Source organism: Geoalkalibacter ferrihydriticus DSM 17813 (assembly GCF_000820505.1).
In the GTDB taxonomy this organism is placed as follows: Bacteria; Desulfobacterota; Desulfuromonadia; order Desulfuromonadales; family Geoalkalibacteraceae; genus Geoalkalibacter; species Geoalkalibacter ferrihydriticus.
This window is the reverse complement of the sequence record NZ_JWJD01000008.1, coordinates 67,714-81,644: the sequence shown is the minus strand read 5'-3', so window position 1 is coordinate 81,644 and position 13,931 is coordinate 67,714. Positions and strand designations below refer to the sequence as shown.

General features: G+C 59.1%; 13 protein-coding genes. 9 read left to right on the top strand and 4 right to left on the bottom strand.

What is annotated here, in order from left to right:
- Positions 1–2: 2 nt before the first annotated feature.
- A complete protein-coding gene (locus GFER_RS15295) occupies positions 3–941 on the bottom strand; it encodes an AAA family ATPase (RefSeq protein WP_040100875.1) in 939 nt (312 codons plus the stop codon).
- A 165-nt stretch (positions 942–1,106) separates the two neighbouring features.
- On the opposite strand from GFER_RS15295, the gene folK reads away from it, so the two are divergent.
- From folK to glgA, 9 genes are all read left to right on the top strand, one after another.
- Positions 1,107–1,604: a 2-amino-4-hydroxy-6-hydroxymethyldihydropteridine diphosphokinase gene (folK, locus tag GFER_RS15290; RefSeq protein ID WP_040100807.1), complete on the top strand. Its 498-nt coding sequence runs from the start codon at positions 1,107–1,109 to the stop codon at positions 1,602–1,604.
- Positions 1,605–1,608: 4 nt separating this feature from the next.
- On the top strand, positions 1,609–1,878 hold the full coding sequence (locus tag GFER_RS15285; RefSeq protein WP_040100806.1) for a YHS domain-containing protein: 270 nt from the start codon (positions 1,609–1,611) through the stop codon (positions 1,876–1,878).
- Positions 1,875–2,330 (top strand): hypothetical protein, encoded by a 456-nt coding sequence (locus GFER_RS15280; protein ID WP_040100805.1) that lies wholly within the window; start codon positions 1,875–1,877, stop codon positions 2,328–2,330. The genes GFER_RS15285 and GFER_RS15280 overlap by 4 nt, the downstream gene beginning before the upstream one ends.
- Positions 2,331–2,365: 35 nt before the next feature.
- On the top strand, positions 2,366–3,013 hold the full coding sequence (fsa, locus tag GFER_RS15275) for a fructose-6-phosphate aldolase (protein ID WP_040100804.1): 648 nt from the start codon (positions 2,366–2,368) through the stop codon (positions 3,011–3,013).
- A 490-nt stretch (positions 3,014–3,503) separates the two neighbouring features.
- On the top strand, positions 3,504–4,673 hold the full coding sequence (gene sucC / locus GFER_RS15270; protein ID WP_040100803.1) for an ADP-forming succinate--CoA ligase subunit beta: 1,170 nt from the start codon (positions 3,504–3,506) through the stop codon (positions 4,671–4,673).
- A gap of 15 nt (positions 4,674–4,688) precedes the next feature.
- On the top strand, positions 4,689–5,561 hold the full coding sequence (gene sucD / locus GFER_RS15265) for a succinate--CoA ligase subunit alpha (RefSeq protein WP_040100802.1): 873 nt from the start codon (positions 4,689–4,691) through the stop codon (positions 5,559–5,561).
- Positions 5,562–5,935: 374 nt separating this feature from the next.
- Positions 5,936–7,423 (top strand): ammonia-forming cytochrome c nitrite reductase subunit c552, encoded by a 1,488-nt coding sequence (locus tag GFER_RS15260; RefSeq protein ID WP_040100801.1) that lies wholly within the window; start codon positions 5,936–5,938, stop codon positions 7,421–7,423.
- A 76-nt stretch (positions 7,424–7,499) separates the two neighbouring features.
- Positions 7,500–7,973, top strand: a complete 474-nt coding sequence (locus tag GFER_RS15255; RefSeq protein WP_040100800.1) for a hypothetical protein — start codon at positions 7,500–7,502, stop codon at positions 7,971–7,973.
- 202 nt (positions 7,974–8,175) lie between these two features.
- Complete coding sequence (gene glgA / locus GFER_RS15250) at positions 8,176–9,663, top strand: glycogen synthase GlgA (RefSeq protein ID WP_040100799.1); 1,488 nt, start codon at positions 8,176–8,178, stop codon at positions 9,661–9,663.
- Between the two features lie 35 nt (positions 9,664–9,698).
- Here glgA and GFER_RS17935 read toward each other — a convergent pair whose 3' ends face one another.
- The 3 genes from GFER_RS17935 to GFER_RS15235 all read right to left on the bottom strand — a co-directional run bounded on the left by GFER_RS17935 (position 9,699) and on the right by GFER_RS15235 (position 13,835).
- Positions 9,699–12,314: a PhnD/SsuA/transferrin family substrate-binding protein gene (locus GFER_RS17935; protein ID WP_074669594.1), complete on the bottom strand. Its 2,616-nt coding sequence runs from the start codon at positions 12,312–12,314 to the stop codon at positions 9,699–9,701.
- Positions 12,315–12,494: 180 nt separating this feature from the next.
- The gene (locus GFER_RS15240) at positions 12,495–13,238 is read right to left on the bottom strand and encodes a hypothetical protein (RefSeq protein ID WP_040100797.1); all 744 of its coding nucleotides are present in this window, start codon (positions 13,236–13,238) and stop codon (positions 12,495–12,497) included.
- Positions 13,239–13,322: 84 nt separating this feature from the next.
- Positions 13,323–13,835 (bottom strand): L,D-transpeptidase family protein, encoded by a 513-nt coding sequence (locus tag GFER_RS15235; protein ID WP_040100795.1) that lies wholly within the window; start codon positions 13,833–13,835, stop codon positions 13,323–13,325.
- Positions 13,836–13,931: the final 96 nt, after the last annotated feature.

The following is a 13,931-nucleotide window of genomic DNA, read 5'->3' as shown; positions in this document are numbered from 1 at the left end:
TTTCAGGCCCGAGGCACGGGCAGATCGTTGAGGAGCAGACGTAACAAATCCTCCTTTCGCAGGCTTTCATGTTCCGGACGCAGGATCAGGCGGTGGGCGAGGGTTGCCGTTGCCACCTGCTTGACGTCCTCCGGGGTGACGAAATCGCGCCCGTCGAGATAGGCTGCGGCGCGACCGGCTTCTCCGAGGGTAATGGCGCCGCGCGTGGAAACCCCGGTCAGCACCGCGGCATGCTCACGGCTGGCAACGACCAGGGCATGGATATAGTCGACCACTTTTTCGCCGAGGTGTACTTTGCGCAATGCGGCGCGTGCGTTGAGGATCTGCGCCTGGCTGAGCAGGGGCTGCAGGCGCCCGATCCGGTCGCGCACGCTGCCCCCGCCGATAATGCTTTTTTCCACGGCCGCCGGCGGGTAGCCGATGCCTGTGCACAGATTGAAGCGGTCGAGTTGGGATTCCGGCAGGGGGAAGGTGCCGATCTGTTCCACCGGATTCTGGGTGGCAATAACCAGAAAAGGTTCGGGCAGCACGTGGGTGGTGCCCTCCACCGTGACGCGGCGCTCTTCCATGGCTTCCAGCAGGGCGCTCTGGGTCTTGGGCATGGCGCGATTGATTTCGTCGACCAGCACCAGATTGTTAAAAATCGGGCCGGGCATGAATTCGAAACGGTTTTCCTCGCGCCGGTAGATGGAGAGCCCGGTGATGTCGCTGGGCAGCAGATCGCTGGTGCATTGGATGCGGCCGAAGGACAAGCCCAGAACCCGCGCCAGGGCCAGGGCCAGGGTGGTTTTTCCCAGGCCGGGAATATCTTCGAGCAGGATGTGGCCGCCCGAGAGCAGGGCGATGATCGCCAGGCGCACGGCCCGCACCTTACCTTGCAGATGCTGATTGGCGAGGGTATCGATAACCTGTACGATATGGTCACGCTCGGCAAGAACCATGATTTTGACTTTTCCCCCTGTTTTTAAAATCAACCAGCGCTTAAGCAAAATCAGCGCCGAAAACGCCGGTTTTTCCACCTGCCGGTTGTGAAGGCGGGGGAAAGATTGACTCGTTTTTGCCTACTGTGTTTTAATTTTCTCGTTTTTTCCTCAGGATTCAACTTTATGCAAAGTATTTTTCTGGCACTGGGTGCCAACCTCGGTGAGCGCGAAGACGCCTTGCGGAGGGCGCGCGATCTGCTGCAACGCGCGGAGGGCCTGACAATTCTTGCCTGGTCGCCCCTTTACGATACCGATCCGGTGGGGGGGCCGGAGGGCCAGGAACCCTATCTCAATGCGGTCCTGGCCGGCACCACTGTTTTGTCTCCCCTGGCGCTGCTGAGCCTTTGTCATGAGGTGGAACTCGCCTGCGGCCGCCGCCGCACACAACCCTGGGGCCCGCGCACTCTGGATGTGGACATCCTGTGCTACGGCGATCTGGTGCTGGATTCCCCCGAACTGGTGCTGCCGCATCCGCGCCTGCACGAGCGGCGTTTCGTGCTGGAACCCTTGTGCGATCTGGCGCCCGAGCTGGTGCATCCCCTGCTGAAAAAAAGCATGCGACGCCTGCTGGCCGATCTCGACCGCTCACAGCGGGTCAGTCGCAACCTGGAAAATTGGTGACCTTATGACCCGGCTTCTGATTCTGACTCTGTTGATCTGCATCGGCTACAGTCTGTGGACCTTTGTGCGCCGCTCGCTGGGTGGACAGCGGCCCCCAAAAGAGCCCCAGGTACCCCCTCGTCGGACAAGCAGCCTGCGCGGCGAGGATCTGGTGCAAGATCCCCAGTGCGGCACCTATGTGCCCCGTACCGAAGCGCTGGAAACCCAAATTGACGGCCGCCGACATTATTTCTGTTCGCCGCGCTGCCGGGACGCCTTTCGCGAAAAAAAATGATTTATCCGCTCGATTTCAAACCGAAGGCATCGGTTGCAGGCCTGTTATTTCTGCTTGCTGTCCTGCTCGCTCCTGCGGTTGCGGCGCTGGCCTATGATCCGGCGTCGAGTTGCGTGGCCTGCCACGGTGACCGGGAGCGGATGCGGGCGCTGGGTGCCGAGTCCATGTATCTTGACCCTCAGCGTCTCGATGAACAGATCGGCATGGGCGGAGTGCCCACCTGTGTCGATTGCCATCTCGGCAATCCCCGAGCTTTTGACAAAGACCGCGCTCATGCCGGGATGTTCGAAGCCGTGTTGCCTTTGTCTGGGCGCCGCGAGCGTCGGGCGCTGGGCGAAGGCCCGCGCGTGGCGGCTTTGCGCTGGCATGATCGAGAGCTTTTACAGCTGATCTATCGGCCCGGCCTGACAACCAATACCTGTGTCCGCTGCCATCCTGGCGATGGCGATTGAGTCTGCTTGCCCAACCCCCCACAAGGAGAACCGCCGTGAAATTTTTTATCGATACCGCCGATGTGGATGAGATCCGCAAAGCCGTCGACCTTGGCCTGGTCGACGGGGTCACCACCAATCCCTCCCTGATCGCTAAAAGCGGCCGCGATTTTCGTGACGTCATCAACGAAATCACAGCTCTGGTCGACGGTCCCATCTCGGCCGAAGTCATTGCCACCGATGCCGCCGGCATGGTGCGCGAGGGGCAGGAGTTGGCCAAGATCCATCCGCGCAACATCGTCATCAAGGTGCCCATGACCGAAGAGGGGCTCAAGGCAACGCATATTTTTTCCGCCGAGGGCATAAAGACCAATGTCACCTTGGTTTTCAGCCCGTTGCAGGCACTGCTTGCCGCCAAAGCCGGCGCCACCTATGTCTCGCCCTTTGTCGGGCGGCTCGACGACGTCGGCCACGACGGCATGGAGGGTGTCGACGATATCCACAGCATCTTCGAGAATTACGGCTATAATACCGAAATCATCGTCGCTTCGGTGCGTTCGCCCTTGCACGTTCTGCGTGCCGCGCTCATCGGTGCCGACATCTGCACCATCCCCTACAGCGTCATGCAGCAGTTGTGCAAACACCCTCTGACCGATGTAGGCATTAAAAAATTTCTCGCTGACTGGGGAAAAACAGGCATCTGAGCCACTCTTTCCGCCTGCCCTTCGCTGACTCGGCCCGGACTTTTATGCTAAAAGTTCGGGTTGTTTTTTTTGGGGAGACTAAAAATGGTAAGGCCTCTTGACAGTCTCATTGAAAAACCGGTAATTGTGTATACGTCATTGGTCGCGTATCGCGGTATCCTCAAAGAGGTCACGGAGGACGCGATTATGTTGCGTGGTGCCACCGGCTGGCACCAGATCCCCATGGACCGCATCAAAGATATACGTTCGGGGTGAGCGGGCCGTTCGATTTTTCGCCACATGCGGCGGGGAGTAACCGACGGCCAAAAGGACGCCCTCCCCGATTCGGGGCGCGAAGCGGCGCAATTGCGGCCCTAAGCTATGTATACGGCCATGGCACCCCTTTTGCTCGGTGTATACGCGGCGCGGCCGCCCGAGCGGTCGCCGCAGGCAGATTTGTACAATGTGGCTTTGTGCCGCGGCGTTTCCCTTCAACCCAGGCGAGGATTGTATGAACATTCATGAGTACCAAGCCAAGGAGATTCTGCGCAAGTACGCAGTGCCCGTGCCCGATGGGCACGTGGTCTACAACAGCAACTCGGCGCGCGACTGGGCCAAGCGTCTTGGCGAAGGCCCCTGGATTGTCAAGGCGCAAATCCATGCAGGTGGTCGCGGCAAGGGCGGCGGCGTCAAGTTGGCGCGCACGCCCGACGAGGTGAAGAGGCTGGCCGTGGAGATGATCGGCATGACTCTGGTAACGCATCAGACCGGTCCCGAAGGCAAGACCGTCAAGCGCGTACTGGTGGAGAAGGCCTGTAACATCGAAAAGGAATACTACCTGTCCTTTCTCGTCGATCGCGGCACGTCTCAAGTGACGCTCATGGCTTCGGCCGCTGGCGGAATGGATATCGAGGAGGTTGCCGCCAACACTCCGGAGCAGATTTTCTTTGAATCCATCGATCCGCTTATCGGCCTGGCGCCCTTTCAGGCGCGCAAGGTCGCCTTCAAGTTGGGACTGGGCGCGGCGCAGGTCAAGCAGGCGGTGCCCTTGCTGATGAACATTTACAAGATGTTCGTCGAAGAGGACTGCTCGCTGCTGGAGATCAACCCCCTGGTGCTGACCAAGGAAGGCAACCTGTTGTGCATCGATGCCAAGCTTAACTTCGACGACAATGCCCTGTTCCGCCACCGTGTCATCCGCGACATGCGCGATTATGACGAAGAAGACCCCAATGAGATCGAGGCCTCCCAGTACGATCTGTCCTACATCGCCCTCGACGGCAACATCGGCTGTCTGGTCAACGGCGCGGGTCTGGCCATGGCGACCATGGACATCATCAAGCACTACGGCGGCGAGCCCGCCAATTTTCTCGACGTGGGGGGCGGTGCGACCATCGAGCGGGTCACCGAAGCCTTCAAAATCATTCTCTCCGACGCCAAGGTCAAGGGCATCCTGGTCAACATCTTCGGCGGCATCATGAAGTGCGACATCATCGCCACCGGCGTCATCGAAGCGGCCAAGCAGGTGGGTGTCAAGGTGCCCCTGGTGGTGCGCCTGGAAGGCACCAATGTGGCCAAGGGCAAAAAGCTGCTGGCCGAATCGGGCCTCAATATCGTCAGTGCCGACGGCATGACCGAGGCCGCCGAAAAGATCGTCAAAGCCGTACAGGCCGCAGCCTGAGGAGGAGACTGACAGATGAGCATTCTGGTCAATAGGAATACCAAAGTTATCACCCAGGGCATCACCGGCGCCACCGGTCTGTTTCACGCCCAGCAGTGCCGTGACTACGGCACGCAGATGGTCGGCGGCACCACGCCCGGCAAGGGCGGCACCAGCATCGACGGCTTTCCCGTGTTCGATACGGTGGAAGACGCGGTGAAAAAGACCGGCGCCAACGCCTCGGTCATCTACGTTCCGCCCATCGGCGCGGCCGACGCCATCCTCGAAGCGGCTGAAGCCGGCATCGAACTGGTGATCTGCATTACCGAGGGGGTGCCGGTGCTTGATATGGTCAAGGTCAAGCAGTATCTCAAGGGCACCCGCACCCGCCTGGTCGGACCCAATTGCCCCGGCGTCATCACGCCTGATGAGTGCAAGATCGGCATCATGCCCGGCTATATCCACAAAAAAGGCAAGGTCGGCATCGTTTCGCGTTCCGGCACCCTGACCTATGAGGCGGTGTGGCAACTCTCTACACGCGATCTCGGTCAGTCGACCTGCGTCGGCATCGGCGGCGACCCGGTCAACGGCACCAGCCATCTTGACGTGCTGCGGATGTTCGAGGAAGACCCGGAGACCGAGGCGGTGATCATGATTGGCGAGATCGGCGGCGACGCCGAGGAGCAGGCCGCCACCTTCGTCAAGGAAAACATGAAAAAGCCCGTCGCCGCCTTCATCGCCGGCGCCACCGCGCCTGCCGGCAAGCGCATGGGCCATGCCGGTGCCATCATCTCCGGCGGCAAGGGCGGCGCCGCCGAGAAGAAAGACTATCTGCGCGCCTGCGGGATCTCCGTGGCCGACAGCCCGGCGGAAATGGCCGAGGCGCTGCTCAAGATCTGGACGCCCTGAGCTGGCACTTCAGCGTTTGCGACACACCCCAGCCGCCGGGATGGTTTTCCCGGCGGTTTTTTACGCGATTCAGCCGGCTGAGCGCTTCGCGGCGCGCCCGGCTTTTTTTATTGATCGCAGCGATCCCTTCGGTTGCCGGCCCCACCCGTGACCTTGTCCTTTTTTCACCTTCTGCAAGATCCTCTTTGGTTGACTGGAACAATTTTAAAGCAAAGGTATACTTATGCGTGTCGCTGTGCTTATCCACAGTAGTCCGATGTGTATTTGCAGCCGTTCTGCTGCGGCACGAAGAGAAGGAGGTGGTTGTGAGTCAAAATGCCCACATGTTTTGCTGACCTTGAGTTTGCCGTTGACTTTACCCGAGGAGAAAATTCATGAAAAAGATCGTGGTTTTTTTTGCCGCTGTCCTATTTCTGTTCGCCACCTTGAGCGTAGTGCCGGCGGCGGATGAGGATCAGGGCAACCTGCGGTTCAAGAACCTGCCGCAGTACGGAACCTACCTGAAGAACAACGACGACACTCAGATGACCGAGTATGGCGGGTCGGTGCCCCATGACAAGCATGACGGCATTAATCCACTGCCTGTGGGCTACAAACACGCCCAGCCCTACCTGAAGAATCTATGGCTGGGTTACCCCTTCAGCTATGAATATAAGCGCGCCCGCGGCCATACCTATGCCGTCGAGGACATCTTCCACATCGACCGGATCAATCGTTACAGCGAGCAGGCGGGTCTGCCGGCCACCTGCCTGAACTGCAAGGTCAACAATATCCCGGCCCAGGTTGAGGCCCAGGGCGATGCCTTCTGGTCCTCGGAATTCAATGAGTATCGTTTGCAATACAATGGGGAAAAACATGCTATCGGCTGCACCAACTGCCATGATCCGGATCAGGCCATGCGGTTGGTCATCACCAGTATTCCCTTGGCCGAGGCGCTGGAGCGTCAGGGCGTGGACTGGCGTGAGGCCTCGCGCAACGAAATGCGCTCCCTGGTGTGCGCCCAGTGCCATGTTGAGTACTATTTTGAGACCAAGGACCACGGTGTTGCGGCCAAGCCGCACTTCCCCTGGGACTATGGGATGAATCCGGCCGATATCTATAAATTTAAATCCGATGGGGATCCCGAGCGTGATGGCTTCAAGGGCCAGTTCGTCGACTGGACCCATGCCGTTTCCAAAACCCCTATGATCAAGACCCAGCATCCGGAATATGAGATGTATCACGACAGTGTGCATGGCGCCGCCGGGGTGTCTTGCGCCGATTGTCATATGCCGCGTGTCAAGGTCGGCCCGGCGACTATTTCCTCGCATCACTGGACCTCGCCTCTGAAAAATGAAGAGATGATCCGTGATGCCTGCATGGGCTGTCACGGCGACAAAACCCCGACTTATCTACGTGACCGTGTTATTTACCATCAGGAGCGTGTGTGGAAGCAGCTTAATATTGCCCAGGAAAAATCGGTGCGTGCCCACGAGGCGGTGCGTCAGGCCATGGAATTCGACGGCGCCGACAAGGACGTTTTGGCCGAGGCCCGTGAGATGGTGCGCAAGGGCCAATGGTTCTGGGATTACGTTTCCGCCGAGAACAGCGCGGGCTTCCATAATCCGACCAAGGCCCTGGATACCCTGGCCTTCTCTCAGCAGTACAGCGACGAGGCCGTGCGCCTGGCCATCCGCGCGACCGATTATGCCATTGCCGCCAGCCTCGATAAGCCCATCAAGGAGCTGGTGCCGCCTATCATGGAGCACAGCCGAAAGTTGCAGCAGAGCCAGGAACATCTCGACAGCCATGTCTGGTTGCGGTACCTGCCGAAGCTCCCGGAAGCCGATCTGGTGTGGGACGGTTATGAGCGGGTGCGCTGATGCGCGCGTTTAAGGGCGGAAAAGATCCTGGCAAGGCGGGGGAGGCGGTTTAGGGTGCCCCGCGAAGGGAGTGATTATGGAAAAAATCAGCAGCAAACTCTGGTTGATCGGGGGCACGGTCATTGTCGTCGTTTTGGTGGTCGCCGCCTGGGGCATGGCCCGGCAGACCTCCAAGGACAATTTTTGCGTGACCTGCCATGCTTACGAGAAGGTTTCCTGGGATCACGGCAAGCATCCCGAAGTTGGCTGCATTGCCTGCCATACCAAGGGGGTGGTGCGAGACAAGACTGCCGGCATGCGCAAGGTCTTTCTGACCTTGACCGATCAGGTGGATCCGCACCATGACAATCTGCCGAGCTACAAGGACAAAATCAACGACAACTGCATCGCCTGCCATTTTGAGGAAGAACGGGTGGCGTTGATGCCCTTTTTCAAAGAGCGCCATGATGAGTATCGCAAACACACCGAAGTCTGCATGGGTTGCCATGAGGCCGGACACGTCATCAAGCTCAGGGATCTGCGGCAGCCGGGAGTGCGTCTGAGGATCTGATGATCACGCACGGTCTGCTTTAGTCCGAACCCATCGCCCGGATGTCCGTCTTGCGCGGATCTCCGGGCGAACTTTTTTGTGTCGCCGTGCTCTTTTCGAGTTCTGGCCCCATCAAGGCTTTCCAACGCCGACAGAGATGGTAGAATGCCTCCAGCCGCGCTGCGAATGGCGCGGACTTTTATCTTATGCCGAAGGATATGTCATGACCTCCAAGCTCAATGTATTGATCGCCGCCTCCGAGGCGGTTCCCTTTGCCAAAACCGGAGGCCTGGCAGACGTTGCAGGCGTCCTGCCTCGTCATCTGGCGCAACTGGGCTGCGACGTGCGCCTGGTTTTGCCCCGTTATTACCGCATCGACAAGGCCAAGTTCGCCCTGAAGCGCTTGCCGGGGGTGCTGAGCGTGCCCATGGGCGTGATGGGCAACCAGTATGGCGCGGTCTATGAAGGGCGCATGCCCGGCTGCGAGGTGCCGGTCTATTTCATCGAGCAGGAAGGCTATTTCGGCCGCGATGGACTCTACGAAGAAAACGGTTCGGCCTACGCCGACAACGATCTGCGCTTCACCTTTTTCTCGAAGGCTTGTTTGGAGTTGTGCCGGTTCCTCGACTTCGCTCCCGACCTGATTCATGTGCACGACTGGCACACGGCGGTGATTCCGGTGCTGCTCAACACCACCTATCGCCGCGACCCCCACGTCGGGCGCGCCGCCAGCCTGCTCACGGTGCACAATCTGCAGCATCAGGGCTGGGCCTTCAAAGGTCTGATGGATGTTCTGGGCATCGGCTGGAAACATTTCAATTACCTGGAACTCGAAATGAACGATCAGGTCAATTTGCTCAAGGGCGGGCTTTACCATGCCACCCGTATCTGCACGGTGAGCGAGGGCTATGCCCGCGAGATCCAGACCCCCGAATACGGCGAGGGGCTGGACGGCGTGCTGCGCGATTGCGCCTGGAAGCTCTCAGGCATTCTTAACGGCGTTGATTACGACGAGTGGAATCCCGAAACCGACCCCTATCTCGTGGCCAACTACTCGTCGCAGGATCTCAGCGGCAAGGCGCGTTGCAAGGAGGATCTGCAACGCCTTTTCGGCCTGCCGGTGCGCGCCGATGTGCCGCTTTTCGGTCTGGTGTCGCGCTTGGTCAAGCAGAAAGGCATCGATGTGCTGGCCGCAGCCATCCATCAGATTCTGTCCCTTGACGTGCAGTTCGTGCTGGTGGGCAATGGTGAGCCTTGGAGCCATTTCTATTTTGGCGACACCGCTGCGGCCTATCCGCAGAAATTTTCCGGTTTCATCGGCTACGACGAGGCGCGCGCGCATAAGGTTGAAGCGGGCGCCGACTTTTTTCTCATGCCCTCGCGCTTTGAGCCCTGCGGCCTCAACCAGATGTACAGCCTGCGCTATGGGACCCCGCCCATCGTGCGCGCGACCGGCGGCCTGGATGACAGTGTCGACAACTTCGATCCGGCCACCCGCCGCGGCACCGGCTTCAAGTTCGGGGACCTCACGCCGGGCGCCCTGTTCGATACCATCGGCTGGGCGGTGCACACCTACTATGATGACCCCGACGGCATGGCCGCCCTTGTTCAGAACGGCATGGCGCAACGCTTCAGTTGGCAGGACGCGGCGCGCCAGTATCTGGACCTCTATCTGCGCACGGTGACGCCACGGCTGGGACACTGGGGCTAGGAAAGTCGACCGGCGGTCGCGCAGCTTAGGGCGCCTCAGGCGATTCCAGGTGGCTGCTTCTCCTGGAGCCACTTGTCCAGCACCGCAAACAGTTGCTCGAAATACACCGGTTTGGTGAGAAAGTCGTTCATCCCCACGGCCAGGCAGCGTTCGCGATCTTTTTCAAAGGCTCCCGCGGTCAGGGCGATGATGGGCAGGTGCGGCAGGCGGTTGCGTTCTTCCCACTGGCGGATGTGGGTGGTGGCCTCAAGGCCGTCCATGACGGGCATCTGGCAGTCCATCAGCACCAGATCGGGCGGGTTGTCGCCGGTCACTGCGGTAAGTGCTTCGCGGCCGTTTTCAGCATGCGTTATCTCAAGGCCGCGTTTGCGCAAAATGCCGTCGAGCAGCTTATGGTTGATCTGATTGTCGTCCACCACCAGAATTTTTTTTCCGGAAAACAGCAATGCATCGTTCTGGGATGGGTTTCCGGCCGTTTGTTTCAAGGGGGCCCTGTGCTCTGTCGGCTCGGCTACGGGCGCGCACACACTGAACCAGAACGTCGATCCGCTCTGTCGCGAACTATCAAAACCCACCTCTCCGCCCATCAGGGTTGCCAGGCTGCGTACGATGGAAAGCCCGAGGCCAGAGCCGCTATGGGGGCGCGTATCTGAACTGTCGATCTGGGTGAAGGGCTGAAACAAAATGTGCTGCTGGTCCTCGGCAATGCCCATGCCCGTATCACTGACCGAAAAGCGCAGCTCGGCCATGCCGTCGTCGCGCGCAATTTCTCGGCCCTGCACGCGGATGCCGCCTTTATTAGTGAATTTAACGGCATTGCTGATGAGGTTGGAGAGCATCTGCCGCAGGCGGATGGGGTCGCTCCAGTAGATCCGGCCCGCGGGACCCTGCCAGAAAACGTCCAGTTCGAGACCCTGGTCACGCGCTGCCTGGGCAAAGAGTCCAGCGGTCTCTTCAAGCAGCAGCTCAGGCTTGCAGCGCGCTTTACCGACTTCGAGCCTGCCGGCCTCAACTTTGGACAGATCGAGAATGTCGTTGAGCAGCGCTAGAAGCACTTTGCCTGAATCGAGGATGATCTGCGCCGAATCCTGCCGCTCTGTATCTGAAACTTCAGGCATCTGCAGGGCTTGCGCCATGCCGAGGATGCCGTTGAGGGGCGTGCGAATCTCGTGGGACATGGTTGCCAGAAACCGGCTTTTGGCGCGATTGGCGGACTCTGCCGCGGCTTTGGCTTGCTGCAGCTCGGCTTCATGAAGCTTGCGCTCGCTGATGTCGAGAAAAATCGTGGCGAACAGGCCGGGCTGCGGCGCATAGGCCGTGATTTCGAAATGTTTGTTCAGTGCTTGACTGTATTTTTCAAAGTGAAGAGGTTGTCCGGTGAGGGCCACCTGTCCGAAATTTTCGATCCAGTCCGGCTCGATTTCCGGCAGTATTTCAAGAACCCTGCGCCCGAGTATGCCGCGCACCTCCAGACCGGTGAGTTTTTCAAAAGCGGGGTTGGCCTGCAGAAAAAGGTAATCGCAAGGTCGCCCCTGCTTGTCGAGGAGGATTTCATGCAAGGCAAAGCCGACGGTCATGTACTCAAAAAGGTTGCGATAGCTGCTTTCGCTGGCGCGTAGCGCCTTTTGCGTGGCCTGCATGCGGCGATGGCTGATGATCAGTACAACCAGAAGCAGGGAGCCTGAGGTGACGCTGATCCCAAGCATGATCAGAAGACCGCCGTACCTTGCCCAAATGTCGCTCCAGGTAAACTGGGGCGCGGCGTCAAAGGGCGGCAAGCGTAGATTTTCAAGCAGCGCGCGCACCGGTTCGTAATTGTAGGGCACGGTGAAGCCATGAATGCCGAGGGCCAATGCGGTTTCGCCACCGTGAGGCAGAGAAAGCAGGGCTGCGGCGACTCGCGCGGCCAAGGTGTCGTCGACGTGGGGCAGGGCCGCGATGGGCCATTCCGGGCACAGGGCCGTCGATGCTTTATGGGGAAAGTTGGGCAGGTCTTGTTGGTTGAGAACCCGCAGAGTCCCCGGTTTCACCCGACCCTCCCTGAGCAGTGCTTCATAGAGACCGCTGCGCACGAAAGCGGCATCGGCACGCTTCTCCAATAGGGCTTCGACTGCGCGGTCATGGGGCATGTCGGTTTCAAGGATTTTTACGGCCCCAGGCATGCGCAAACCGGCCTGAACTAGGCTATGGGCCTGCATCTGATAGCCGCCCAGGGATGATTTGCTCGGGATAGCAATGTGCTTGCCTTGCAGATCGGTTGGGCTGCGCAGGCCTTCATCTTCTGCGCGTACCAGGATGACGCCGGCGAACCCCTTGACTGGAGCGCCTTCAACGAGGTTGATCTGGCCGACGAGTGGTGCCGAAAGTCCAGTGCGGTGGGCGATGAGCACGTAATGGCCGGGATTGGTGAAAACCAGATCGATCTGCTGCCGCTCCACCGCTTCGTCCAACCCTTGGTAGTCAAAAGCCTTAAGGCGGACCCTGACCCCGGGAAGTTGTTCGTGCAGGTAGTCCGCTAGCGGCTGCCAGCGCGACACGGATTGCTCAGTAGCGCGGAATGCCAGAACGCCGAGAGTCAGGCTTTGCTCTGACCACGCCGGTGCAGCCGGGACCAGAAGCAAGGCGAGCGCGAGCAGCGTGCGAAAGGACATCTTCATCGGCCTTGACTTGAATCTGGATCTCGTTGATCCAGGAGGAAGGATGGCATGGGCGCAAAAGACTACGGAAAGCTTTTGCAAGGATTGCGCCGCGCCCCTGGAATGGGCTGACTTGAGGCTTTTGTGTCGGGATTTTTGACTTTCAGGGAGAGTGGCCGTTCTTAGGGCCAGGCCTTAGGCATCACGGCTGATTCGTGGCAACAAACGAATTTCCTCGGTGTCCTGATTTGGCAGTTTGGCCTCGCCGGGGCAGTGCACCGGGCGGCCCTCGCGGTCAAGTACGGTGTTGTCGTCGAGGATCACCAGGCCGAGGCGTTCCATTACTTCCCGGCGGTATTGCTGTTGCTGTTTGATCTTTTTTTGACGCAATACGAAATTGAGAATCAGCCATGCGAGAATGCACAGGGCGACCGCGCCTAGCACCGCGGTGAAAGTCAGCAGAAAGTAGCGCGCGGTGGTTTCCCCGGCGCGGGCCAGATAAAGGGCAATCATATCCATGTTGTAGCCGATCCAGCAGGCGGCGAGCAGCAACAACAGGCTCAGAAGAAAGGGCATCTGCTGGGTGAATGCCAGAAATTGTCCGGCCTTGCCTTGGTCGGAGTGATCGGACTTTTGTTGGGACTCGGACCTGAGGGGGGCTTGCAGGAGATAGCGATTGAAAGTCAAAACAATGACTGCGAAGATGAAGGTCAGAGCCAGAGGCGCGGCGAAGGAGGCGAAGATGTAGGCTTTCCAGGGAAACTGACCCTCGGTGGCCGCCAAACCGCTCACGAAACAGACGAAAAAGATCAGACCTTCGACCACCACCACGGTCACTAGGTAGTTGATGAAAAAGGTCTTGAGTTCCTTGCCCTGAAAGAGTCCGCCGAGGCCCGGCCGGATTTCTGACTTGGAGCAGTCCTGGGGGGAATGGTCCATGGCTTGATGTCTCCCCGAAAAAAAGAGTGTCGCCCCGCGCTGAAAACGCCGGCAGGTCGATTATATCCCGGAGGGTGAGATTTTTTAAGGATAAATTTCGATGGGGGTGTGGTCCGCGACGAGTTGCCAGATTTCCTCCATGTCCTCGTTGCGCACTGCAATGCAGCCTTCGGTCCAGTCGAGGCCCTCGAAAAGTTCCGGGGCACGGCGATAGCGGTTGGGAATGCCGTGGATCATGATATGCCCACCGGGTGAGCGCCCCAGACGTTGTGCCCGTTCGCGGTCGCGCTCGTTGGGGTAGGAGATGTGCATGGATTTGTGAAAGCGACTCTGGGGATTGCGCCAGTCAAGGTAATAGCGGCCTTCGGGAGTACGTCCGTCGCCTTTATACAATTTATGGCCGACGGGGTTGGCGCCCAAGGCAATGTCGTAGCTGCGGAAGACATGGCCGTTGCTGACCAGGTGCAACTTGCGTTGAGATTTTTCCACAATGACCAGATCGGCGGTCGAAATCAGCCGCGCCGAAGCCGTCAAAGGCGTACCGGCGGAGAGCAGGGCGACGACAAACAGCACGAGCATAATTGAAGACGGCTTCATAGGAATCACCTGGTTGGAAAAGATTCATGATGAATCTAGCAAATCTCGTTCCAAATCTCAAGGCTTTGTTAAGAGACGGTTGCGTGGTGGCTGCAA